Raw genomic sequence first — 22,575 nt, forward strand, 5'->3', positions numbered from 1 at the left:
GTGGTTTCATGCGATCAAACAGAGTGGGATGGCTGATGCTCGCCCCGACGATTGCGATCCTGGGCATCTTCGGCATCGTCCCATTTCTGTACGTGCTCTATGTGGCCTTCCATCAATGGAACCCGTTCGGTGCGAATCCCTACATGATCTACAACGGCGCCGACAATTTCCGCCGTCTCGTCTTCGACAACGAGTTCCTGACCTCGATCGCGTTCACGCTGAAATTCGCCTTCTTCGCCGTCGTGAGCGAAGTCATCCTTGGCTACCTTCTGGCTCAGCTGTTCATGCGCGAGTTCCCCGGCCGGGGATTGTTCCGCACGATCCACACGCTGCCGCTGATCGTGGCGCCGATCGTCGTCGGTTCGGTTTGGCGCCTGATGACGACGCCCAGCATCGGCATCATCCCGTACCTTTTGAAATCCTGGTTCGGTTACGACCTCAATATCGGTCGTGACGCGACCATGGCCTTTGCGCTGACCGTCATCATGGATATCTGGCACTGGACGCCGCTGGTGACGCTGACGCTGCTTGCCGCACTGGTCTCGCTTCCCAAGGAGCCGTTCGAGCAGGCGCAGATCGACGGGGCCAACAGGTGGCAGATCTTCTGGCACGTCACCTTGCCGATGATCCGCCCGGCGATCCTGGCGACGGTCTTCATTCGCCTGATGGACGCGCTGCGCACCGTCGACGAAGTGTGGATGCTGACCGGCGGCGGGCCCGGCGCCGCGACGCGCTATCTCGGCCTGCATATCTGGAAGATCGTGTTTCCCAAGACCGACTACGGCTACGGCTCGGCCACATCGATCATCGTCCTGTACCTCACTCTGGTGATGTGCTGGCTGCTTTATGTCGCCCTCGTCGCCCGGCGCGACCAGAAGAGGCCTTCCTGATGCGCGCCAACCGCCCGGTTCTTTCCATCCTGCTGTGGACCTTGCTCAGCCTGCTGACGCTGTTCCCGATCTATTGGCTGTTCGTGATTTCTGTGAAGCCGGCGGTCGAGCTGTTCACCACGCCAAGCGTGCTGCTCGAGACCGTCTACTGGAAGAATTACGTCAAGGTTCTCGGCGACGACACGTTGCGCCGCTACATGTTCAACTCCATCGTCATCTCGACCGGCAACGCGGTGCTGGTGACCGTTCTTGCCTTCATGGCCTGCTACGCGCTGTCGCGCTTCGATCTGGCCGGCAAGGAGAACATCTTCTTCTGGACGATCACCAACCGCATGGCGCCGGCCGCGGTGTTCCTGCTGCCCTTCTTCCTGCTCTTTACGCAGGTCTTCACCATTGGTGAGTGGAAGCTCTACGACACGCGCACCGGCATGATCCTGCTCTACTGCACCTTCAACCTGCCTTTCGCCATCTGGACGCTCAGGCCGACGATCGACGCAATTCCAAAGGAACTGGACGAGGCTGCGACCGTCGACGGTGCCACGACCTGGCAGGTGATCCGCGAAGTCATCTTTCCGCTCGCGCGGCCCGGCCTCGCCGTTACCCTGATCCTGACCTGGGTTTTCGCCTGGAACGAGTTCCTGCTCGCCGCGACGCTGACCAGCTTCAACGCGCGCACCATCACCACCGGCCTGTCGGAGTATGTCACGACGACCGGAACCGAATGGGGCACGATGGCGTCCATCGCGATCATCACGCTTGTCCCGGCCCTGCTGATCTTCTCGGTTGTTCAGCGGCACATCGTGGCCGGTCTGACCTTTGGCGCGGTCAAGGAGTAGTTCCATGGAGCACATGGTCGATCTCGATGAGGTGGACGACGAGGCCAGTACCATCGTGGCGAGCCCGCAACGCACTGGTTTCCTGCCGATCGTCACCAACTGGTTCGACCGGGTTTTTGTCGGCATCTATCTGTTCGTTGCGCTCGAACTGTTCTGGATGCGCTTCCTCGAACAGTCGATCCCATTGTCGGTCTGCCATGTCCTGGCGATCGTACTGGGTGTGCTGATCGTCTGGCGCGGGTAGGGCGGAGACAAGAGGAGAACGCAGGCTCATGAAGTCGCTGGTGCTGGAAGAAAAGCTGAAACTGACGCTGCGCGATTTCCCGATCGAGCGCGAGGAGGTACTCGGCGTCCGCGACGTGCGCATCAAATTGCACACCGTCGGCATCTGCGGCTCGGATGTGCACTATTATACGCATGGCGGCGCCGGCATCTTCCAGGTGAAGGCGCCGATGATCCTCGGCCATGAGGCATCAGGCATTGTCGTGGAGACAGGTGCCGAGGTGAAGTCGCTGCAGGTCGGCGACCGGGTGTGCATGGAGCCGGGCATTCCCGACCCGAACAGCCGCGCGACGCGCATGGGCCTGTACAATGTCGATCCGGCGGTTCGCTTCTGGGCGACGCCGCCGATCCACGGCGTCCTGCGGCCAAGCGTCGTGCATCCGGAGAACTTCACCTTCAAGCTCCCCGACAATGTTTCGTTTGCCGAAGCGGCGATGGTGGAGCCGCTGGCCGTCGGCGTCCACGCCGCCACCAAGGCGCAGGTCAAGCCGGGCGATATCGCACTGGTGATGGGCGCCGGGCCGATCGGCCTGGTCACGGCCCTGTCGGCGCTGGCGGCAGGCTGCGCGCGGGTCTTCGTGTCGGACGTGGACGACACCAAGCTTGAGCTCGCAGCGAAGCTCGGCGCCATCACGCCGATCAATGTCGCGCGCCAGGATCTGGCCAAGGAGATTCTGGCCGCAACCGACGGCTGGGGCGTGGAGATTGTGTTCGAATGCTCCGGCAGCCCGCGCGCCGCGGAAGGCGTCTTCGATCCGCTCTGTCCGGCTGGCCGGGTGGTGTTCGTCGGCGTGCAGATGCATGGCATCAACTACGACGTCGGCAAGGCGATGGTGCGCGAGGCGCGCGTCGAGCATGTGTTCCGCTATGCCCACGTCTTCCCGCGCTGTGTTGCGATGCTGTCTTCTGGCGCGATCGACGTGAAGCCGCTGATCACGCGCACGTTCGACTTCGAAGACAGCGTTCGCGCGTTTGAGATCGCCGCATCCGCCCCAAAAGGCGAAGTGAAGATGCAGATTGCCTTGCCGCAATAGAGGGGATGCGAGTTGGCTGAAGTCACCGTCAGGAATATCGTCAAGCGTTATGGCAGCGCGCAGGTCATCCATGGTGTGAATGTCGACATCGCCGATGGCGAGTTCGTCATCCTCGTCGGCCCGTCGGGCTGTGGCAAATCCACCCTGTTGCGCATGATCGCCGGTCTCGAAGCGATATCGGGCGGCGAGATCAGCATCGGCGGCCGGGTGGTCAACGATGTGCTGCCGAAAGACCGCGACATAGCGATGGTGTTCCAGAACTATGCGCTCTATCCGCACAAGAACGTTGCCGACAACATGGGCTTCTCGCTCAAGATCAAGGGCAGGCCGAAGTCCGAGATCGACGCCAAGGTGAAGAAGGCGGCCGAAATCCTCGATCTCGGCAAGCTACTCGACCGGTTTCCAAAACAGCTGTCCGGCGGGCAGCGCCAGCGCGTGGCCATGGGACGCGCCATCGTACGCGACCCGCAGGTCTTCCTGTTCGATGAGCCGCTGTCCAATCTCGACGCCAAGCTGCGCGTTGCCATGCGTGTCGAGATCAAGGAACTGCATCAGCGCCTCGGCACGACGATCGTCTATGTCACCCATGACCAGATCGAGGCGATGACCATGGCCGACAAGATCGTGGTGATGCGGGACGGCAAGGTGGAACAGGTCGGCGCACCGCTCGATCTCTACGACAATCCGGGCAATGTCTTCGTCGCCGGTTTCATCGGCTCGCCGGCGATGAATTTCATCAAGGGCAAGATCGAAGCGAAGAACGGCAGGCAGGTCTTTGTCTCGGACACCGGTTCCGTGCTGCCGGTCGAGGAGGGCAGGGCGCAGAGCGGCCAGCCGGTCATCTACGGCATCCGTCCCGAGCATATCGACATCGCACCCGACGGTTTGCCGGCAACGGTTTCGGTGCTGGAGCCGACCGGCTCCGAGACGCAGATCTTCGCCAGGTTTGGCGAGGACGCCATTGACGCCATCGTCAAGGACCGGCTCACCGTCCGTCCCGGCGAAGAGGTAAGGCTGAAGATCGATCCGCGCCGGGTCCACATCTTCGACAGGCAAAGCGGCGCACGCTTGTGACTTGTTGCCGTCCGCAGCGATTGGCCCGGGCCTGACCTGCCGGGCCGAGCATCCGCCTTGGCGGCCAAGCCGCAATCGAACGCCTGATCCACGGTGGCAGGCACTGTGGGCTTGATTGGGTACGGGCGCCCGGGTTCAACTGCCTCGGCGCGCCCGATCGTCGCTGCCTTTCGGGCGCGTCGCGATGAGGCCGGCCTCGATGGACCTGAGAAGTGCGATCGCATCGTCGAGCCTGCTGGCGTCGCCGCCGGCGGCGGCAGAGACGGCGTCGCCCCATTCCTTGCGCACCAGGGCGTAGTTGTCGGCCCCGCGCCGCGTTCGGTGGACGCTGACACCCCGGCGGTCTTCCGGATCGACATGGCGCTCGATCAGCCCCTTGCCTTCCAGATCGCGCAGCACCGTGGAGGCATTGGTGCGCTGCAGCCCTGTCGCGGCCGCGATCTGGCTGGGCGTGGCCGAGGCGTGCGCCACCAGATGGCGCATAACCATGCCCTCCGACTGCGAGAGCAGGAACACCCGCTCATCCCGGTAGCCACGGAACTGGATCTCGCGGGCAATGATGAGGATCAGGTCGGCCAGATCCGCCCACCGAATAGCCGTGGGCGGGGTTTTGCGTGCGGATGAATCACCGTCGGTTTTCATACCGCGGGAGTTTACAGCCTCCTGTCTGGTATGTATATGTGCATAATCATTATGTATACATAACTATGTCGACATACACATCTGGAGACTCGAATGACTGCCGCCTACTCCCCAAACCCGGCCTGGCATTCTCCCCGTTCCATGGCGCGCGCCGGGGGCCTGCACGGGTTCGGCGTCTACGTGCTGCTCGCCGGCGCCTTCCTGCCGATCGCCGACTTCTTCATCGTCAACGTGGCGCTGCCGACGATCGCCGCCTCGCTGAAGGCAACCCCGGCCGCACTTGAGCTAGTGGTGTCCGTCTATGGCGTGGCCTATGCCGCTACGCTGGTGCTGGGCGGCAGGCTTGGCGATCGTTTCGGCCGCCATAGCCTGTTTCTGGTCGGGCTTTGCGGTTTCATCCTGGCCTCGCTGGCCTGCGGCCTGGCACCCACCATCGAAGTCCTCATCGCGGCCCGCCTGGTCCAGGGCGCAACGGCGGCCATGCTGGTGCCCCAGGTGCTGGCGACTTTCCAGGCGACCCTGGAAGGCGAGCGCAAGACCCGGGCCATCGCGCTCTATGGCGCGACCTCCGGCATTGCGGCGGTCGTCGGCCAGCTCGCCGGCGGCCTGCTGGTCAGCGCCGACCTGTTCGGCACCTCCTGGCGGCCGATCTTCCTGATCAACATCCCGCTCGGCATCATCGTGTTCTTCGCCTCGCGGCTTGTCGTGCCGGCCAACCGCTCGCCGCACCCGGCCGGCATCGACCTGCCCGGCACGGTGCTTTTCGCTGCGACCCTGACCGCACTTTTGGTGCCGCTGACCGAAGGCCATTCACTCGGCTGGCCCGCCTGGACCTGGATAATGTTGGCTGCAGCCGTGGTGCTGGCCATCCTGACCGTCATTGTCGAACGGGCTGCCGAGGCACGCGGCGAGGTGCCGTTGCTGCCGCCGTCATTGCTCAAACTGCCCTCGATGTCGCGCGGTCTCGCCATGATTACGCTGTTCAGCGTCGGCTTTGGCGCCTTCATGTTCGTCTTTGCGCTCACCGTCCAGAACGGGCTCGGCGCCAACGCATTCGAAAGCGGCCTCGCCATCTTGCCGATGGCGATCATGTTCTTCATCGGCTCCATGGTCAGCCCGCGCATGATCAACCGCTTCGGACGCGGCGCCCTGGCGGCGGGCGGCATCGTGCAGGCGCTTGGCCTGGCCCTGCTGGTCGCCATCATGGTCTTGGGCTGGCCGAATGTGAGCCTGATCGAACTGGCTGTGCCGCTGATGCTGATCGGCGCCGGACAGTCGATGCTGTTTTCAGGATTGTTCCGCGCCGTGCTCGCCGATGTTCCCGCGCACCTGGCGGGCGTCGGCAGCGGCGTTCTGATCACGCTGCAGCAGTCCGGCCTGGCACTCGGGGTCGCAACCCTCGGCACGCTCTATCTGGCACTGGAGCCGGCGAGCATTTCGAAGGCCTTTGGCATCGTCATCGCAAGCCAGTTCGCGATCATCGTCGTGCTGGTGCTGTGCTCAGGGCTGCTGCCGCGCTTCACCAGGCACCAGGTCAGCGCCCACCCCGTGGAAATGTGATTCCTCGGCGCCCGGGCGATCAGCGAGACGCTCGCCCACGGCCGTCGGCCACGACGCAGCCGCTCGGCGGGTCCCTGCCGTTCAGCACTGCGATCACGCATTGCGCCGCAACCATGTTGGTGCGCGCCAGCCCTTCGGCCGAGGAGGCCGCCGAATGCGGCGAGGCCACGACGTTGGGCAGCGCGATCAATTCGTCGGACACGGATTTGTAGCCGGGGTCGGTCTCGCTCAAAAAGACGTCGAGGCCGGCGCCGGCGATCGTGCCGCTCTTCAGCGCCTCGAGAAGATCGCGATCCTCGACCAGGCCGCCTCGTGCCGTATTGATCAGGACCGTCGTCGGTTTCATCAGCGCCAGGGTGTCCTTGTTGATCAGGTTGCGCGTCGTCGGCGAGAGCGGAGCGTGAAGGCTGACATAGTCGCTTTCGCGAAGCAGCGTATCGACATCGACATAGGTGATGCCGTTCGCTTCGGCATAGGCTTTGTCCGCGCTCGGCGCGGACACGAGGATGCGCGCTTCAAAACCCTTGAGTCGCTGGACCACGTTGCGGCCGATGCGGCCGAGGCCGATCAGGCCGACCGTCTTGCGGTACAGATCCGAGCTGATCAATATCGTCCAGTTGCCGGCGATCATGTTCATCTGTGTTTCGCGCAGGCGCCGGCCGACGGCCAGCATGAGGCCAAGCGCGTGGTCGGCGACCGAGGCATCGTTGCCGCCGGCCGCGATCGTCACCACGCGGCCGAGCGTACGGGCAGCCTCGACATCGACGCGCTCGTAGCCGACGCCGCGGCGTGCCACGATCTTGAGATCGGGCAAAGCCTCGAGCAATTCCCGCGTCACCCGCGCATGGCCGACGATCCATGCATCGGCGTCTCTCAGGATACTCACCAACTGGTCATGCGAGAGGTTCCCATCGCCCTCGACCTTCGAGGATTCAGCAATGTCGACCTGGCAACCGTTCGCCCGCAGATAGGCGGTCGTCTCGTCATCGAAGAAGCGTTGGGTGACGACGACGCGAGGGATGGTCATGGGATGCTCCGAAAGTGCCGAGGAAGCGCGCTTGCGCAAGAGATCTCAGTTGATCGCCTGCCATGAAGCGACAGGAAAGATCAAGCCTGGTTCAGGTCTTCCGTCAGCCAGCCATCCAGCCGCCGTCCACCATCAAATTGATGCCGGTGACGTAGCTTGCCATGTCGCTGGCAAGGAACAGGGCGGCGCCCGCCACATCGTTCGGGCTGCCGAGCCGCGGCCATGGCGTGCGGCTGCGTGAATAATCGAGCGCGTCGGCGTCGTTGGCGACACCCGGCTTGCCGGTGATGATCTTGCCGGGCGCAATCGCGTTGCAGACGATCAAATCGTCGGCGTGGTCGACGGCGATCTGCCGCGTCATCTGCACGATGCCGCCTTTGCTCACCGAATAGGGAAAATCGCCGGGGCAGGCGACCATGCCGTGCTGTGACGAGATGTTGATGATGCGGCCGCGCACGTCATTGACCGGCGCCTGGGCGAGCATCTGCGCGACAGCGCGTTTGCAGCAATGGAAGAAGCCCGTCAGGTTGACGCCGATGACGCGGCTCCATTGCTCCGGCGATGTCTCGATGAGGTTGGTGCTGGTGTAGATCGCCGCGTTGTTGACCATAACGTCCAGCCGTCCGAAGCGGGTGACGGTGGCAGCGACCAGCGCATCGACGGCGTTCCAGTCGGAAATGTCCGTCGCGATATGCATCGCCGTCCCGCCGCTCGATTCGATCAGGGCGGCGGTGCTCTGGCCACCCTCGATCGGCAATTCGACCGTGTCGGCGATGACGACGCAGGCGCCTTCCGCCGCGAACCTCAAGGCGATTGCACGGCCGATGCCGGAGCTGGCGCCGCTGACGATGGCGATCTTTTTCTCAAGCAGTGCCATGGGTCTTCCTCAGTCTTCCCGAGTGACGATCTTTCCCTGCGCCGGGCCGACCAGCCGCTGGTCTCGGACGATCTCGTGGCCGCGCAGGAAGACATTGGTCAGCCGCGCGTTGACGGTCCAGCCGTCGAATGGCGTGTAAGCCGCGCGGGAAACCTGCTCGGCATTCGAGATGGAGCTGGATTGCCGTGGGTCGACGATCAAAATGTCGGCGTCGTAGCCGGCGGCGATCCGCCCCTTGCGCCGGCCGAGCCCAAAGCGCTCCGCCGGATTGCGGGCGCACAGGCGCACCACATCGGGCAGCGTGATCAGCCCGTCGTCGACTAGTTTCAGCATGGTCTGCAGCAGCGTCTGCAGTCCCGGCATGCCGCCCGGAATGTCGGCGAAAGCCGCGTAGCTGGCTGCCTTTTCGGCCGGCGCATGCGGTGCGTGATCGGTGGCGACGATATCGATCAGCCCGGCGCCGAGCGCCGAGCGCAACGCTTCGACGTCCTGCCGCGATCGCAGGGGCGGCGAGCCCTTCAGCCTGGCGCCTTGCGTCTCATAGTCGTCGGCGCTGAAGAACAGGTTCTGCGGCGTCGTCTCGACGCTGGCGTCCGCCCTGTCGCGCAGCCGGCTCCACGCCTCCACGCCCAGTTCCGAGTTGATCTGCCGGACATGAATGCGCGTCCCCGTCCTGGCGGCGGCAAGAACCGCCCGCCTGATGCCGCCGGCTTCCGCCTGCGGCGGCCGGCTGTTGAGGAAGGCCGCGATGGTCCCCGCCTGGTTGCGTTCAATGCTGCTGGCCAGCATGGATTGATCGCCCGGCGAAATGCCGATCAGCGTATCGGCGCCAGCGAAATGCCGCAGGGCGCCGGCGACCGCATCGAAGGTGGGAAACAGGAAGTCTTCGGGCACATCGGCGGTGAACAATTCGAACGACACCGGTGCGAGGTCGAGCAAGCCGGGGATCAACGACAAGTCACGGCTGACCACCGCCTGCAAGCCGACATCGACATGGATACGGCCTTCGGCCATCGCCATCTTGTCGGCCAGCTGCGTGGCGCTGGCCGTCCACGGCTCGTCGGTCGGCATATCGAGCACTGTCGTCACGCCGCCAAGCGCCGCGGCATGCGTGCCGGAGGAAAAGTCCTCCTTGTGCGTGAGCCCAGGTTCGCGCAGATGCGCATGCGCGTCGACCAGGCCTGGCAGCAGCAGGCTGCCCGAGGCGTCCAGCACCGTCTTCGCTTCCGCTCTTTCGCCAGGTGGAATGACCGCCGCGATCTTGCCGCCGGCGATGCCGACGTCGCGCCGGTCAGGCCCGCCGGCATTGACGACGGTGGCTCCGCGGATCAGCGTCTCGAACATGCCGTCAGCCGCGCTGCTCGAAGCGCGCATGGTTATCGAGCCAGAAGCGCGCGATGTCCTCGCGGCGCATGAAGGCGGCCGCCGGCTTCGTTTTCACATGCTCGATCACCTCGCGCAGTCCGGATGCTCGGTTGGGCTGGCCCATCCAGCGGGCGTGGATGCCGATCGTCAGCATGCGGCCGCCGGTCTCGTCGGCTTCGTCGAGCATGTAGTCGATCGCCGAGCGGCAATCCTCGGCGAAGTCTCGCGGGTTGCTGTAGCCCGGCGCCACCAGATAGCGGCTGTCGTTGAGGGCCTTGGAATAGGGCACGACGAGGATTTGGGTGCTCTGGTGGTCGAGGAAATAGGGCAGGTCGTCGTTGCAGGGATCGGAATGGTAGAGAAACCCACCCTCCCGTACCAGCAGGTCGCGCGTGTTGACGCTCGGGAACGAGCGGCAGTTCCAGCCCAAGGGTCGCCTGCCCATCAGTCTCTCATAGAGCGCGATCGCCTCGTGCAGTTGGCGCTCTTCCTCGCCGCGCTCCATCGTCGTGTAGTCGATCCAGCGCAGGCCGTGGCCGAGCAGGTCATGTCCCCGCGCGTTCATCCATTCGGCCACCGCCGGATTGCGCTCCAGCGCGACGGCGCAGGCGGAGATGGTGACCGGGATCTGATAGCGGTCGAACAGCCGCGCCAGCCGCCACACGCCGGCGCGGCTGCCATATTCGAAATGCGTCTCGGTGCCGAGGTCGCGCACCGGCGGGCTGCTGGCGAGATTGTACTCGCCCCAATTGTCGTTGCGGCCATCCTCGAGCCAGGAATATTCCGACCCTTCCTCGTAGTTGAGCACCAGATTGATGGCGAGCTTGACGCCGCCCGGCCAGATGACGAAGGGCGGGCGCGGACCGTAACCGACGAAGTCGCGCGGCTGCTGGTGATCGGTCGGCATCGGCTGTCCTCCTCAGGCTTCGTTGGCGGCGATCCAGTCCATGTAATCATGGAAGGCCTCTCTGGCCGGCCTCGGTCGCCAATCCGTGTCCCGCTCGATGCGGGCCAGGTCGTATTCGCCCCACATGCCGGTCTTTAGCGCAACGTTCATGACGATATTCGCTCCCTCGATCGGGCTGACCTCGGCCTTGAGGCCGGGAACGCGCTCAGCTGCCCAGCCAATGAAGTCGCCGACCGTCGTCGTCGTGCCGCTGCCGATATTGTAGTGCCGGTAGCGCAGGTCTTTTGCATCGAGCAGCGCAATGATCGCCTTGGCGACGTCGCTCGACAGCACATAGTCGCCGAGCGGCTCAAAACTGTTCGGCCGGATCGTCTCGCCGTTGAGCGCCATATGCGCGACGCGGTTCGGCAAATGGCGGACGTTGCGGCTGCCGGTGACGCGGTCCATCGGGCCGTAGACCGACGACAGCCTGACCGAAATGGCCGAAAGGCCGAACAGGTCGGCGTAGCGGTTGGTGACCATCTCGGCCGCGAATTTCGAGATGCCGTAGAGCGTCAGCGGCGCCACATAGCCGTCCTCGGGCAGTGGCTCGCCGTTCCAGTCCGGCCCGTGGTGGCGATAGACCGAACCGGAGCTGACATAGACGAAACGCTTGACGCCGGGACGGCTGCGCGCCCATTCCAGCATGCGCACCGTGCCCATCAGATTGACGTCGACAATCAATGCCGGATCGTGAGCCTCCGGCTGCATCTGCGGGTCGCTCGGGCGCGAATTCGGCGTCACCGTCGCGCCGTGGACAATTGCGGTGATGTTGTGCGCATCGAGCACTGCTGCCCAGGCGGACGGCTCCAGAATGTCCGCCGTCAGCACAGTCAGGCGGTCGCGCACCGGGGCGAAGAATGTCTCCGCGATCGCGTCGAGGCCGGAACGGTCGAGGATGACGGCGCGGGCTTGCGGATCGCGGTCCAGCCATTCGCGCGCGACCACGCTCATGACAAAGCCGGTGCCGCCGGTGACGAGCAGCGTCATGGAAACTCCTTTGAGGTTGGCCAGAGGGATGGACATTCAGCGCGTCGCATAGCCGCCATCCACGAGCATGTCGGAACCGGTGACGAAGGATGCGTCAGACGACAGCAGGAAAGCCGCCGCCGCGGCGATCTCGTCCGGCTCCGCGATCCTGCCGAGCAGATGGGCGGGGCCGAGACCCGCATTGGCCGCGTCGAAATCCGGAAATCTGCGCAGCAGCCGCGTCGTCGCCACCGCGCCCGGCGACAGGCTGTTGACGCGCACCTTGTCGGGCGCATGGTCGACCGCCATCGCCTTGGCGAGATGGATCAGCCCGGCCTTGGCGGCGCAGTAGGCGACGGCCCTGGTGGTGGCGACGCGTCCGAATTGCGAGCCGATGAACACCACCGAGCCACCGCCGCCTGCGGCGATCAATGGCACCGCGAATTTGCTCATCAGGAACGCACCGGTCAGGCTGACGTCGAGCTCGCGTCGCCAGGCGCTCTCATCGAGATCGACCACGGTGGCGTTCGTCGACGGCGCGGCGGCGTTGTGTACCAGCCCGTCCAAGCGGCCGAAGCGCTCCTTGGCGATGTCGACGGCGCTGCTGGCGGAGAGGGCGTCGGTCACATCGCAGCGGCAGGCGACCGCCGCAGCGCCAAACCCATCGGCAAGAGCCTGCGCCGCCCCGGCATCATAGTCGGCACAGACTACGCTTGCGCCTTCGGCAACGCAGCGCTGGGCGATTGCCGCACCAATACCGCTTGCGGCACCCGCGATCAGGACGACGTTGTCTTTCAGCCGGTTCGTCGCGGGATTGTTCGTCATCAGACCTGGTCCTCGACAGCTTGCACGATCGGCGTCGCGACCGGCCGGCGCAGAAGATTGTAGCAGGCCGCAAGCGTGACCAGCACCGCGCCGCCGCCAAGCAGCAGGAACATCGCCGGCGGCCCGATATGCGCCATCAATCCCGCGGCGACGCCCGGCGTCGCGACATTGCCGATCGAATAGAGCAGGAGCAGCGTGCCGGACGCGGCGACCATGTGCCGGCTATGAAGCTGCGAGGCGCCGAAGGCCATGGCCACAGGATAGATCGTCAGCGCCGTGGCGCCGTAGACGAAGAACAGCACGAACAGCAGCGGCACCGAAAGAGCGCCGACCCACGCGATCATGGCGCAGGCCGTCACCGACACCAGCCCCTGCACCAGAAGTATCAGGCGCCGGTCAAGGCGGTCCGACAGCCAGCCGATCGGGGTCTGCGCGACCATGCCGGCAATGCTTATCGTGGTCACCAGCCAGACCGTGGCCGACGCCGACAATCCGATCTGCGTCCCATAGATCGGCGTCAGCACGAAGACGTTCATGTTGGTGATGCCGCCCTGGAAAATGGCGACCACCGTCACCGGCGCCAGCCTGAACAGCGCCAGCGGCCCGAGCCTTCTGTCGGCTCCGGTCGCTTGCGCCGGTTCGGCCGGCACCGAAGGCAGCGCCGGCCAGCGCAGCCCGGCGAATTTGGGCACGAACGCCAAAAATACCATCGCCGCCGCGACCGAAAACAGATGCGGCGACTGCGGACCGACCAGCGCGACAAGGACCTGTCCGAGCAGCACCGCGATCGCCGTCGTCAGCATGTAGATCGAGAACATCGCGCCGCGATTGTGCTGCTCGGCATAGAGGTTGATCCAGCTCTCGCAGATCACGAACATCGAGGCCATCGACATGCCGCCGAGCAGCCGGAAGCAGAACCAGCTCGGCACGAAATCGGTGAAGACGAAGCCCGCGGCCGACAGCAGGGCGGTCGTCAGGATCAGCAGGAATGTCCGCTCATGGCCGTAGCGGACCACCAGCGGGCGCGTTATCAGGCATCCGATCAGGAAGCCGACCGGATAGGCGGTGAGCACGATCTGCATGATGTCGGGGGCGATGCCGGGCTTGCCGAGGTAGAACGATACCGCGGTCGTCAGCATGGCGCTGCCGATGCAGGCAAGACACACGCTGGCCATGATCGGCAGCATGGCGCGGGAGCGCTCGGCGTTCCGCCACAAGTGCATCGCGGATTGAGCGACCGATCCCATGAATGCCGCTGTCGGCCGGCTACGATGCGCGCCGGCGACGGGAGACGGGCCCGACAATCGGCGCGGGCACGACAATCGGCGCAGGCCAGACAATCGGCGCGGCCCAGATAATCGGCGCTGCATTGTCATGCATTGCGGCGGCTCCCCCTTGGCGGTGCCGCTGATCCGCGGCTGGTTGCAGAAGCTATACCCCGCCAAGCGCGCCACAAACGAAGATTGACACGGCTATGACCATAATTTTTTTGGCCATCCTTGTCGCCGAAAGCCGCATCATGCCGCTTCCCAGGCTTTACAGTCGTTTTGTCCGCTCCGTACCATAGTCAATCTGCCATGATCGAAAAGCCGCCAAGGGAGGAAACCGAATGACGATCGAACGTCTTGAGAACGGCCAACGCTTCTGCCGGGTGCTGCGCCACAACGGCACCGTCTATGTCGCCGGCCTGACGGCGGACGACCTCTCCGGCGACACCACCGCGCAGACCGAGCAAATCCTCGCCAAGATAGACACCCTTCTGGCCAAGGCCGGCAGCGACAAGTCGAAGCTTCTCAGCGCCCAGATCTGGCTGCGCGACATCGCCGATTTCGAGATGATGAATGCGGCGTGGGATGCCTGGATCGACAGGAGCGCCATGCCCGTTCGCGCAACGGTCGAGGCGCGCCTTGCCGGCGACCAGTATCGCGTCGAGATCATGGTCACGGCGGCCGTCGGCTGAGGGGCCCGTCCGCGAAGGGGGCGGCAAAACCAATGCATGAGCTGGTGATCAAAGGCGGACGCGTTGCCCTCGACGACGATTGGGCCGAATGCGACATCGGCATCGACGACGGCCGCATCGCCGCTATCGGCAGTGGCCTGTCCGGCAAGTCATTGCTCGACGCCGGCGGGCGCTGGGTCATGCCCGGCGGCATCGACGCCCATTGCCATCTCGACCAGCCGGTCTGGGGCGGCGCGGGCAATGCCGACGACTTCGAGTCCGGCACCATCTCGGCGGCGTTCGGCGGCACGACCTGCATTGTCCCGTTCGGCATGCCGGGTCCGGACATGACCACGATTGGCGCCATGGACCGGGCTCTCGATCGCGCAGCGGGTCAGGCTGTGATCGACTACGGACTGCACGCCGTGGTGACCATGGGCACCGGCGCCGATGTCGAGGCACAGCTTGCGCAGCTCGCCGGTCGCGGCATCGCCTCGGTCAAGCTGTTCATGACCTATCAGGGTTTTGCCGTCGACGACGACCTCTTCTTCAGGGTCCTCGACGCCGCGCACGGCCTCGGCTGGATCGTCATGGTCCATGCCGAGAACGACGCCGCCATCCGGCGCACGCGCCGGCGCCTGATCGATCTCGGCCGCACCGACATCCGCTATCACGTCGTCGCCCACAGCGAGACCATGGAACGCGAGGCGACTCATCGTGCTTTGGCCTTTGCGGAAATGACCGGCGCGCGCATGACCATCGTCCATGTCTCCTCCTGGCAGTCGGCCGAGGAGGTGGCGCGGGCGCGGACGCGCGGTGTCGATGTGGTCGCCGAGACCTGCCCGCAATATCTGTTCGTCGACGCCGCCGATCTCGACCGTCCGGGCAAGGATGCCGCGCGGTTCGTCTTCTCTCCGCCGCCGCGCTCGCCGCGCAGCCAGGAGCATCTGTGGCGGGACTTGATCGATGGCGGCATCGACCTCTGGTCATCCGACCACTCGCCCTATTTTTTCGCCGACAAGATCGGCAGGGCCGAGACGCCCGGCTTCACCACCACGCTGAGCGGCATTCCCGGCATCGAGACCCGCCTGCCGTTGCTGTTCTCGGAAGGGCTTTTGACCGGTCGCCTCACGCTCGCCCGCTATCTCGACCTCACCTCGCGCAATGCCGCGTCGATCTACGGCCTCGCGCACGCCAAGGGCAGGATCGAGGTCGGGCTCGACGCGGATCTGGCGCTGTGGGATCCAACGGCGCGCTGGACGCTCGGCCACAAGGCCCTGCATTCGCGCGTCGACTTCACGCCTTACGAGGGCAAAAGCGTGACCGGCAAACCGACTAACGTGTTGGTGCGCGGCATGCCGGTGATCGCCGACGGGATGCTTCAGGCGCAGCCCGGCTTCGGCCGCTTCGTAGCGAGGACAGCCGCCGACCCGGCTCAATCTGGAAAACCTGTCGAGGAGACGACGCCATGGCTAGATGCCTGACGATAGCGGTCTGCCAGACCGGCCCCATCCAGCGCAGCGCCTCACGCGCCGAGACGGTCGGCCGCCTCGTCCATCTGCTGGAGAAGGCCGCAGTCGCCGGGGCGGAGATCGCGGTCTTCCCCGAAATGGCGCTGACCACCTTCTTTCCGCGCTGGAGCATCGATGATACCGCCGAGATCGAGTCCTTCTTTGAGCGTTCCATGCCGGGGCCTGAAACGCAGCGTCTCTACGATGCGGCCGCCCGGCTCAAGATCGGCTTCGCACTCGGTTACTGCGAACTCGTGCGCGAAGACGGTGTCACGCGACGCTTCAACACCATGGATCTGGTCGGACCGGATGGCGCCTTCATCGGCCGCTACCGCAAGATGCATGTGCCGGGGTCGAGCGAACCGGAAGCGGGCACGACGACGCATCTGGAGCGGCGCTATTTCGAGCCGGGCAATCTCGGCTTCCCCGTCTTCGACTATCGCGGCGTCCGCGCCGGCATGGCGATCTGCAACGACCGCCGCTGGCCGGAAACTTACCGGATGCTCTGCCTCAACGGCGCGGAGGTGGTGCTGCTCGGCTACAACACGCCGCTGCTGCTCGACGAGGCGCCGGCGCTGGCGCATCTGCGCATGTTCCACAACCATCTGCCGATGCAGGCCGGCGCCTATCAGAACACGCTCTGGGTCGCGGCCGCCGCCAAGGCCGGCCTCGAAGACGGCCAGGCGCTGATCGGCGGCTCCTGCATCATCGCGCCGACAGGCGAGATCGCCGCACAGGCGCTGTCGCTCGACGACGAAGTCATCGTCCATCGCGCCGATCTCGACCTCATCACCACCTGCCGGAAGGTGAATTTCGACTTCGCGCTTTATCGTCGGCCGGATCAGTATCGCTTGATCGCGGAACAGGTCTGACGCCGGTGGGCCTCGATCAAGCCAGTCGAACACAAGGCATGAAGCCTCCTCCCGCCGATCCCCTGTCTTTGAGCGAGATCGTCGAGAACGGGCTTTGCATCGGCTGTGGGCTTTGCCAGTCGCTTGCTGACACCGGCGCTATCGAGATGGTCATGACGCCGGAAGGACGCGAGCGACCTGTCGCCCGGCGGGCGCTCGACATGCCGACCTTGATGCGGATCAACGCCGTTTGCCCGGGGACACGGATCGCCGGTCCGCCACCGGCGCAGGCAAATAATGCCAAGTTGATGGACGCCGTCTGGGGGCCTGCCGAACGGCTGGTTCTCGGTCACGCCGGCGATCCGGCGGTGCAGTTCCGCGGCTCTGGCGGCGGCGTGCTGACCGCAATCGGCCAGTTCCTGCTGAGTTCCGGCCGCGTAAAATTCATCTTGCATGTGGCGGCATCGCGGTCGGCTCCGATGCGCAGCGAACGCCGGCTAAGCTTCGACGCCGCCTCGGTGCTCGAAGGCGCGGGCTCGCGCTATGGGCCTGCGGCGCCGCTGGTGGATTTCAGCGAAATCCTCGACCACGGCGAACCCTTCGCGCTGATCGCGAAGCCCTGCGACGTCACCGCTGTGCGCAATCTCGCGCGGCTCGATCCGCGTGTTGACGAGCTGATGCGCTATGCGCTGGCCTTCGTCTGCGGCGGCGCCTCCGACCTGTCTAAATCGGAACAGGTGCTGCAGCGCTTTGGATTGCGCGAGGACGAGCTTGCGCTGTTCCGCTATCGGGGGCACGGCAATCCCGGCCTTAACCGGATCGAAGCGAAGGATGGCCGCGTCTTCGAGCTCAGCTACCGGCAGCTGTGGGAGGACGAGGACAAATGGATGATCCAGCCGCGCTGCAAGATCTGCCCCGACGCGATCGGCCAGGTGGCGGATATCGCCGTCTCGGATGCTTGGCTGAATGGCGGCCCGGCGGTCGAGGACGAACCGCTCAACGGCATCATCGTGCGCACCAGGCGTGGCCTCGAGCTGTTCGATGCGGCGGTTGCGGACGGCGCACTGACGGTCAAGCGCGAGACCAGCTTTGCCGAACTCGGCGAACTGCAATCGCATCAGGTGCGCAAGCGCCGCGCCGTGTGGGCGCGGCTGAAGGGCATCGAGATCGCAGGCAAGCCTGTGCCCGTGGTGATTGATTTGGCCTTGGAGGATTGCGCCCGGCAGAATGCGCTCGCCGACAATCTCGCCGAGGGCCGCGGTGCTCGCGACCGCGCCCGGCGCGGACGCCTGGGCGAGCCGCCTGCCGTATCGCGTGACGATGCCGGTGCAGCCATGTTGAAGGAAGGTCTTTTATGAGCGCGGCCGAGCAGACCGAGGTCATCATCATCGGCGGCGGCATTGCCGGTGCCGGCGCTGCCTTCGAGATCAGCCGTTCGGCCAAGGTGATCCTGCTCGAGCGGGAAAGCCATTGCGGCTATCACACCACCGGCCGCTCGGCGGCGAGTTTTACCGAAAACTACGGCAACGGAATCATCCGCCGGATCGTGCTGGCTAGCCGGGCGTTCCTGACCGAACCGCCGGCCGGCTTCTCGGATTATCCGCTGCTCAGCAAGCGCGGCATGATCACCGTGGCGCGCAGCGATCAACTCGACCTGCTGCACCAGGAGCTGGAGACGGCGCAGGCGCTGGTTCCCTCGATCGTCGCGATGACGCCGGCCGAGGCGATTGCACGCGTGCCGGTGCTGCGCGCCGACTATCTCGCCGGCGCCTACATCGAACCGCATTCGATGGATATCGACGTCAACGGCCTGCACCAGGGTTTTTTGCGCGGTGCCCGTGCGTGCGGCGCGAAGATCGTCACCAATGCCGGCGTCACCGGCATCAGCCGGCAAGGCGGCCAGTGGCGGGTCGAAACGCTAGCGGGAACGTTCGTCGCGCCGCTTATCGTCAATGCCGCCGGCGCCTGGGGCGATGAGATCGCTGTCATGGCCGGCGTGCGCCCGATCGGCTTGCAGCCGAAGCGCCGCACCGCCTTCAACATCCCGGCGCCCGACGGCGTCAGCATCACCGACTGGCCTTTAGTCAACGATGTCGGTGCTGAATTCTACTTCAAGCCGGATGCCGGCCAGTTGCTGGTCTCGCCGGCCGATGCGACGGCCTCTGTGCCGATGGATACCTATGCCGAGGATATCGATGTCGCGATCGGCGCCGAGCGTCTCGGCCAGGCGACGACGATCGAGGTGCAGCGGGTGTCGCGTTCCTGGGCCGGCCTCAGGACCTTCGTCGCCGACGGATCGCCGGTCGTCGGACCCGATGACGAGGTCCCGGATTTCATCTGGCTGGTCGGGCAGGGCGGCTACGGCATCAAGACCTCGCCCGCTTTGTCGCGCGTCTGCGCCAGCCTGATGGCGGGCGACGGCCTACCGGACGATGTCGCCAGGCAAGGCGTCGCGCTGGCGGATCTGACGCCGCATCGGCTGCGGAGCGCAGGCCACCAGAGAGCTTCCGCGTGATGACCAGTGCCAGTCTGACGGCGGGCGGCAGACTGGCCGGGCAGGTGCTGGACAGGCTGGCCGCAGCCACCACCGACGCACCGGGCATAACCCGCGTTGCCTACGGTCCGGGTGAGCGGCTTGCCCACGCAATGGTTCGCGAAGAGGCAGAAAAGCTCGGCGCCGTGGCGCGCGTCGATGTCGCCGGCAATCTCTATCTGACGCTGAAAGGCCGCAATCCCGATCTGCCGGCGATCGTCATCGGCTCGCATCTCGACAGCGTGCCGCATGGCGGCAATTTCGACGGCGCCGCCGGCGTTGTCGCGGGGCTGGCGGTGATGGCCGAGCTTGTCGGCCAGAAGATGCAGCCGCCGCGCGATCTGATCCTGCTGGTGACACGGGCCGAGGAAGCGGCGTGGTTTCCGCTGTCCTATCCCGGCAGCGAGGCGGCGCTGGGTCTGCTGCAGCCGCAGGCGCTGGAAGCGCGGAGATCGGACAGTGGCAGGACTCTTGCCGAGCATATGCAGGAGGAAGGCTTCGATCCTGACGCTGTCAGGCGTGGCGTTGCCGGCATCGACGCCAGCCGCATAGCCGCCTTCGTCGAAGTCCACATCGAGCAGGGGCCGCGTCTGGTGGCCGTCGACGTGCCGGTCGGCATCGTCACCGGGATCGCCGGCGGCTTTCGCTATGTCGATGCGAAGTGTCTCGGCGCCTATGGCCACTCCGGCGCCGAGCCGCGCTTTGCCCGGCATGACAGCGTGCTGGGCTTCGCCGATATGGTCGCCGGGCTCGAAGCGGAATGGGACGCGCTCGAGCGCGACGGCCATGAGGCCACCATCACCTTCGGCCGCGTGGAATCCGATCCGAGCCAGCACGGCGGCAGCCGCGTGCTGGGCGAGCTTCGCTTCACGCTCGATGTGCGCAGCGCCGACGCCTCCGTGCTGGAACGGATCGAAGCGCGCCTTCACGCGCTCTTCGCCGAAGTCGGCGCCAGGCGCGGCGTCACCTTCGAGGCCGGGCCGCGCTTCACCTGGGAGCCCGCAACCATGTCGCCGGCACTCATCGCCGGGCTCGACCGCGCCGCACAGGACATACAGATGCCCGCGCCGCATGTGCCAAGTGGCGCCGGGCACGATGCGGCTACCTTTGCCGGCGCCGGCGTCCCGACCGCCATGCTGTTCGTGCGCAACGAGAACGGCAGTCACAACCCGCATGAAGCGATGGACATCGCCGATCTCGACCAGGCGATCCGTCTGCTTTTCCGTTTCGTCACCGACTTCGACAATTTGGATCAGCCATGAACCTTGCCGCGACCGCCTTGCTCGTCATCGACCTGCAGAACGAATACCGCCCCGGCGCAGCCTGGCCGGTCGTCGGTTATGACGCGGTGCTCGCCAATGCCGTCCGCCTGATCGCCGCGGCCCGTGCGGCCGGCGTGCCGGTCATCCACGCCCAGGCCTGGGTGAAGCCGGAGGAGCGCGATGGCTATGCCAGGCAGGAGGAAATCCTGACCGAGAAGTTTCGTTCGGCCGTGGCCGGCAGCAATGGCGCGGACATCTGCGCCGAGGTGGCGGCGCTGCCCGGCGACATCGTCATCCACAAGCACTGGCCGAGCGTTTTCCGCAGGACCGATCTCACGCAACGCCTCGCCGAACTCAAGGTCGAGAACCTGATCGTCGCCGGCGTGCTGACCGACAGCTGCGTTAGCGAAAGCGTGTTCGATGCGGTCTATCAGGGTTTTCGCGTCTGGCTGGTCAAGGAGGCCTGCGGCAGCATGACCGAGGCCATGCACCGCACCGGCATGCTAGACATGGCCAATCGCCTCTACGGCGGCGGCGTACTGCGCATGCCAGAGGCGCTGAAGGCACTGGCCGGCCAGACCTTCGACGGCTGGCGTTGCACGCGGCCGGTGGAATTCACCTACACGCTTGAAACCGTCGACCGGCTTTACGAAGCGCTATGATGGGCTCCACAGCTGCATCCACCTTTGACGAATGTCGGTGATGCGGAGGGCTTGAGCACTGCGCCCGGCAGCGCCCCGGTCGCCTTGCCGTCACGCCACACGGACACGCCGTTGACGAAGACATGCTCGATGCCGGCGGCTGGCTGGCGCGGCTCTTCGAAGGTCGCGGTGTCGATGATCGTCTGCGGGTCGAAGATCGTCAGATCGGCGAAATTGCCGACCGTCAGCATGCCCCGCTCCTGGATGCCGAATTCGCGCGCCGGCAGGCCGGTCATGCGGTGCACGGCCTCTTCCAGGGTGAACAGGCCGACATCGCGGGCATAGTGGCCAAGCACGCGCGGAAACGTGCCCCACAGGCGCGGATGCGGGTGGATGTCGTGCGGCAGGCCGTCGGAACCGACCATGGTGCGCGGATGCGCGAGGATGGTGCGCACGTCGGTCTCGTCGAGCTGGAAATAGACGGCGCCCGCCGGCAGCAGCCGCTGGCCTGCCTCGCGTTCGGTGCAATTCCATTCCCGCGCGATGTCGGCAATCTCGCGCCTGGCCATCTCGGGGTGTGGCGTCGACCAGGTGATGAGGACCTTCAGCCCGGTGTCACAGCGCTCCAGCCTGAGCACGGTCGAGCTTGCGGCATAGGGATAGACATCCATGCCGATGTCCATCGTCTGCCGCGCCCGGTCGATGCGTTTTAACGACGGACCACTCTTGCCGAAATTGGCGCGACCCGTGCATTGGTGGTGCGAGATGACCAGCTTGCCGCCGGCATGGTCGGCGATGTCGATGGCTTCCTCGATCGCCTCGTCCATCGCCTCGAAATAGTTGCGCGTATGGGTGACATAAGGTCCGCCGAGGCTTGCCGCCGTTGCCGCCAGCGCCTTGACCTCTTCGGTCGAGGACTTGACGGCCGGCGGATAGTCGAGCCCGGTGCTGAGTCCGAAGGCGCCCTCGGCCATCGCCTGCGCCACGGCGTCCTGCATCAGCGCGGTCTCCGCTTCGTCCGCGGCGCGGTCGGTGACCGGCATGACGCGCTGGCGCAAGGTGGTGTGGCCGACCAGCAGGGCGGCATTGGTGGCGATGCCGCGTTGGCGGAGCTCGGCGACGTAGTCGGCAAAACGGTCGAAGCGGAAATTCTCCTGGCCTCCGACCAGGGTGAACGGCGGCGGCGGCGCACTGTCCAGCAGCAGTGGGGCAAGGCTGATCCCGCAATTGCCGGCGATCACCGTCGTCACGCCCTGGCTGATCTTCGGGTCCATGCCCTGCGGTGCCAGCAGCGCGCAGTCATCATGGGTGTGCACATCGATGAAGCCCGGCGCCACGATCTTGCCCGTGCCGTCGATCTCTTGCACGCCGCGCGCGTCGCTTAGCCCGCCGATGGCGGCGATCCTGTCGCCGGAAATGGCAATGTCGGCCACAAAACGCCCTGAACCGTCGCCTGAAATCAACGTCGCGTGGCGGATGACGAGGTCGTATGGCATCAGGGCATTTTTCCT

General features: G+C 65.4%; 22 protein-coding genes. 13 read left to right on the top strand and 9 right to left on the bottom strand.

The window, feature by feature from the left end; genetic code table 11:
* Positions 1–8: 8 nt before the first annotated feature.
* From AC04SI_RS18395 to AC04SI_RS18415, 5 genes are read left to right on the top strand one after another with little or no spacing between them, the layout of a single operon-like run.
* Positions 9–890 (top strand): carbohydrate ABC transporter permease, encoded by an 882-nt coding sequence (locus AC04SI_RS18395; protein ID WP_006204272.1) that lies wholly within the window; start codon positions 9–11, stop codon positions 888–890.
* Complete coding sequence (locus AC04SI_RS18400; protein WP_404281700.1) at positions 890–1,726, top strand: carbohydrate ABC transporter permease; 837 nt, start codon at positions 890–892, stop codon at positions 1,724–1,726. The genes AC04SI_RS18395 and AC04SI_RS18400 overlap by 1 nt, the downstream gene beginning before the upstream one ends.
* Before the next feature lie 4 nt (positions 1,727–1,730).
* Entirely contained in the window at positions 1,731–1,970 is a 240-nt protein-coding gene (locus AC04SI_RS18405; protein ID WP_192179731.1) for a DUF2160 family membrane protein, read from the top strand.
* Between the two features lie 28 nt (positions 1,971–1,998).
* Positions 1,999–3,042 carry an NAD(P)-dependent alcohol dehydrogenase gene (locus AC04SI_RS18410; protein WP_404281702.1) on the top strand — a complete coding sequence of 348 codons (1,044 nt, stop codon included), beginning with the start codon at positions 1,999–2,001 and terminating at the stop codon, positions 3,040–3,042.
* A gap of 12 nt (positions 3,043–3,054) precedes the next feature.
* Positions 3,055–4,116, top strand: coding sequence for an ABC transporter ATP-binding protein (locus AC04SI_RS18415; RefSeq protein WP_488474616.1), 1,062 nt, complete (start codon positions 3,055–3,057; stop codon positions 4,114–4,116).
* Between the two features lie 135 nt (positions 4,117–4,251).
* Here AC04SI_RS18415 and AC04SI_RS18420 read toward each other — a convergent pair whose 3' ends face one another.
* Positions 4,252–4,758, bottom strand: coding sequence for a MarR family winged helix-turn-helix transcriptional regulator (locus AC04SI_RS18420; RefSeq protein ID WP_192179729.1), 507 nt, complete (start codon positions 4,756–4,758; stop codon positions 4,252–4,254).
* Between the two features lie 93 nt (positions 4,759–4,851).
* Between AC04SI_RS18420 and AC04SI_RS18425 the strand changes: the two genes are divergently transcribed.
* Entirely contained in the window at positions 4,852–6,318 is a 1,467-nt protein-coding gene (locus AC04SI_RS18425; protein ID WP_488474617.1) for an MFS transporter, read from the top strand.
* A gap of 19 nt (positions 6,319–6,337) precedes the next feature.
* Here AC04SI_RS18425 and AC04SI_RS18430 read toward each other — a convergent pair whose 3' ends face one another.
* From AC04SI_RS18430 to AC04SI_RS18460, 7 genes are all read right to left on the bottom strand, one after another.
* The gene (locus tag AC04SI_RS18430) at positions 6,338–7,345 is read right to left on the bottom strand and encodes a phosphoglycerate dehydrogenase (RefSeq protein WP_488474618.1); all 1,008 of its coding nucleotides are present in this window, start codon (positions 7,343–7,345) and stop codon (positions 6,338–6,340) included.
* A 103-nt stretch (positions 7,346–7,448) separates the two neighbouring features.
* Entirely contained in the window at positions 7,449–8,222 is a 774-nt protein-coding gene (locus AC04SI_RS18435; protein ID WP_404281710.1) for an SDR family NAD(P)-dependent oxidoreductase, read from the bottom strand.
* Positions 8,223–8,231: 9 nt separating this feature from the next.
* Positions 8,232–9,596, bottom strand: coding sequence for a dihydroorotase (locus AC04SI_RS18440; RefSeq protein ID WP_404281713.1), 1,365 nt, complete (start codon positions 9,594–9,596; stop codon positions 8,232–8,234).
* Entirely contained in the window at positions 9,571–10,494 is a 924-nt protein-coding gene (locus AC04SI_RS18445; RefSeq protein WP_404281715.1) for an allantoinase PuuE, read from the bottom strand. Before AC04SI_RS18445 ends, AC04SI_RS18440 begins: the two co-directional genes overlap by 26 nt.
* A gap of 12 nt (positions 10,495–10,506) precedes the next feature.
* On the bottom strand, positions 10,507–11,523 hold the full coding sequence (locus AC04SI_RS18450; RefSeq protein WP_488474619.1) for an NAD-dependent epimerase/dehydratase family protein: 1,017 nt from the start codon (positions 11,521–11,523) through the stop codon (positions 10,507–10,509).
* Positions 11,524–11,559: 36 nt separating this feature from the next.
* Positions 11,560–12,327, bottom strand: a complete 768-nt coding sequence (locus AC04SI_RS18455; protein WP_404281719.1) for an SDR family NAD(P)-dependent oxidoreductase — start codon at positions 12,325–12,327, stop codon at positions 11,560–11,562.
* Positions 12,327–13,550: an MFS transporter gene (locus tag AC04SI_RS18460; RefSeq protein ID WP_404281722.1), complete on the bottom strand. Its 1,224-nt coding sequence runs from the start codon at positions 13,548–13,550 to the stop codon at positions 12,327–12,329. Before AC04SI_RS18460 ends, AC04SI_RS18455 begins: the two co-directional genes overlap by 1 nt.
* Positions 13,551–13,936: 386 nt before the next feature.
* Here AC04SI_RS18460 and AC04SI_RS18465 point away from each other — a divergent pair, with 386 nt between their 5' ends.
* The 7 genes from AC04SI_RS18465 to AC04SI_RS18495 are packed head-to-tail and all read left to right on the top strand — an operon-like array spanning position 13,937 to position 21,085.
* Positions 13,937–14,287, top strand: coding sequence for a RidA family protein (locus AC04SI_RS18465; RefSeq protein ID WP_404281724.1), 351 nt, complete (start codon positions 13,937–13,939; stop codon positions 14,285–14,287).
* A 32-nt stretch (positions 14,288–14,319) separates the two neighbouring features.
* On the top strand, positions 14,320–15,750 hold the full coding sequence (gene hydA / locus AC04SI_RS18470; RefSeq protein WP_404281726.1) for a dihydropyrimidinase: 1,431 nt from the start codon (positions 14,320–14,322) through the stop codon (positions 15,748–15,750).
* Positions 15,735–16,649 carry a nitrilase-related carbon-nitrogen hydrolase gene (locus AC04SI_RS18475; protein ID WP_404281728.1) on the top strand — a complete coding sequence of 305 codons (915 nt, stop codon included), beginning with the start codon at positions 15,735–15,737 and terminating at the stop codon, positions 16,647–16,649. The genes hydA and AC04SI_RS18475 overlap by 16 nt, the downstream gene beginning before the upstream one ends.
* Positions 16,650–16,687: 38 nt before the next feature.
* Positions 16,688–17,986 (top strand): Coenzyme F420 hydrogenase/dehydrogenase, beta subunit C-terminal domain, encoded by a 1,299-nt coding sequence (locus tag AC04SI_RS18480; protein WP_404281729.1) that lies wholly within the window; start codon positions 16,688–16,690, stop codon positions 17,984–17,986.
* Entirely contained in the window at positions 17,983–19,143 is a 1,161-nt protein-coding gene (locus tag AC04SI_RS18485) for an NAD(P)/FAD-dependent oxidoreductase (protein ID WP_404281731.1), read from the top strand. The genes AC04SI_RS18480 and AC04SI_RS18485 overlap by 4 nt, the downstream gene beginning before the upstream one ends.
* The gene (locus tag AC04SI_RS18490; protein ID WP_404281733.1) at positions 19,143–20,423 is read left to right on the top strand and encodes a Zn-dependent hydrolase; all 1,281 of its coding nucleotides are present in this window, start codon (positions 19,143–19,145) and stop codon (positions 20,421–20,423) included. Before AC04SI_RS18485 ends, AC04SI_RS18490 begins: the two co-directional genes overlap by 1 nt.
* Entirely contained in the window at positions 20,420–21,085 is a 666-nt protein-coding gene (locus tag AC04SI_RS18495; protein WP_488474620.1) for a cysteine hydrolase family protein, read from the top strand. Before AC04SI_RS18490 ends, AC04SI_RS18495 begins: the two co-directional genes overlap by 4 nt.
* Here the strand turns inward: AC04SI_RS18495 and AC04SI_RS18500 are convergent.
* A complete protein-coding gene (locus tag AC04SI_RS18500; protein ID WP_404281737.1) occupies positions 21,070–22,560 on the bottom strand; it encodes an N-acyl-D-amino-acid deacylase family protein in 1,491 nt (496 codons plus the stop codon). The two genes, AC04SI_RS18495 and AC04SI_RS18500, sit on opposite strands and share 16 nt — an antisense overlap.
* Between the last annotated feature and the right edge of the window lie 15 nt (positions 22,561–22,575).

The sequence above is a fragment of the Mesorhizobium sp. CNPSo 4689 genome (genome assembly GCF_057784325.1).

Excerpts from the sequence above, each read along its gene's own strand:
- AC04SI_RS18480 (WP_404281729.1), top strand. The coding sequence starts at position 16,688 with ATGAAGCCTCCTCCCGCCGATCCCCTGTCTTTGAGCGAGATCGTCGAG.
- AC04SI_RS18455 (WP_404281719.1), bottom strand. The coding sequence starts at position 12,327 with ATGACGAACAATCCCGCGACGAACCGGCTGAAAGACAACGTCGTCCTG.
- AC04SI_RS18420 (WP_192179729.1), bottom strand. The coding sequence starts at position 4,758 with ATGAAAACCGACGGTGATTCATCCGCACGCAAAACCCCGCCCACGGCT.
- AC04SI_RS18425 (WP_488474617.1), top strand. The coding sequence starts at position 4,852 with ATGACTGCCGCCTACTCCCCAAACCCGGCCTGGCATTCTCCCCGTTCC.
- AC04SI_RS18435 (WP_404281710.1), bottom strand. The coding sequence starts at position 8,222 with ATGGCACTGCTTGAGAAAAAGATCGCCATCGTCAGCGGCGCCAGCTCC.
- AC04SI_RS18395 (WP_006204272.1), top strand. The coding sequence starts at position 9 with ATGCGATCAAACAGAGTGGGATGGCTGATGCTCGCCCCGACGATTGCG.
- AC04SI_RS18400 (WP_404281700.1), top strand. The coding sequence starts at position 890 with ATGCGCGCCAACCGCCCGGTTCTTTCCATCCTGCTGTGGACCTTGCTC.
- AC04SI_RS18485 (WP_404281731.1), top strand. The coding sequence starts at position 17,983 with ATGAGCGCGGCCGAGCAGACCGAGGTCATCATCATCGGCGGCGGCATT.
- AC04SI_RS18450 (WP_488474619.1), bottom strand. The coding sequence starts at position 11,523 with ATGACGCTGCTCGTCACCGGCGGCACCGGCTTTGTCATGAGCGTGGTC.
- AC04SI_RS18405 (WP_192179731.1), top strand. The coding sequence starts at position 1,731 with ATGGAGCACATGGTCGATCTCGATGAGGTGGACGACGAGGCCAGTACC.
- AC04SI_RS18495 (WP_488474620.1), top strand. The coding sequence starts at position 20,420 with ATGAACCTTGCCGCGACCGCCTTGCTCGTCATCGACCTGCAGAACGAA.
- AC04SI_RS18430 (WP_488474618.1), bottom strand. The coding sequence starts at position 7,345 with ATGACCATCCCTCGCGTCGTCGTCACCCAACGCTTCTTCGATGACGAG.
- AC04SI_RS18460 (WP_404281722.1), bottom strand. The coding sequence starts at position 13,550 with ATGCACTTGTGGCGGAACGCCGAGCGCTCCCGCGCCATGCTGCCGATC.
- AC04SI_RS18465 (WP_404281724.1), top strand. The coding sequence starts at position 13,937 with ATGACGATCGAACGTCTTGAGAACGGCCAACGCTTCTGCCGGGTGCTG.
- AC04SI_RS18440 (WP_404281713.1), bottom strand. The coding sequence starts at position 9,596 with ATGCGCGCTTCGAGCAGCGCGGCTGACGGCATGTTCGAGACGCTGATC.
- AC04SI_RS18445 (WP_404281715.1), bottom strand. The coding sequence starts at position 10,494 with ATGCCGACCGATCACCAGCAGCCGCGCGACTTCGTCGGTTACGGTCCG.
- AC04SI_RS18475 (WP_404281728.1), top strand. The coding sequence starts at position 15,735 with ATGGCTAGATGCCTGACGATAGCGGTCTGCCAGACCGGCCCCATCCAG.
- AC04SI_RS18410 (WP_404281702.1), top strand. The coding sequence starts at position 1,999 with ATGAAGTCGCTGGTGCTGGAAGAAAAGCTGAAACTGACGCTGCGCGAT.
- hydA (WP_404281726.1), top strand. The coding sequence starts at position 14,320 with ATGCATGAGCTGGTGATCAAAGGCGGACGCGTTGCCCTCGACGACGAT.
- AC04SI_RS18490 (WP_404281733.1), top strand. The coding sequence starts at position 19,143 with ATGACCAGTGCCAGTCTGACGGCGGGCGGCAGACTGGCCGGGCAGGTG.
- AC04SI_RS18500 (WP_404281737.1), bottom strand. The coding sequence starts at position 22,560 with ATGCCATACGACCTCGTCATCCGCCACGCGACGTTGATTTCAGGCGAC.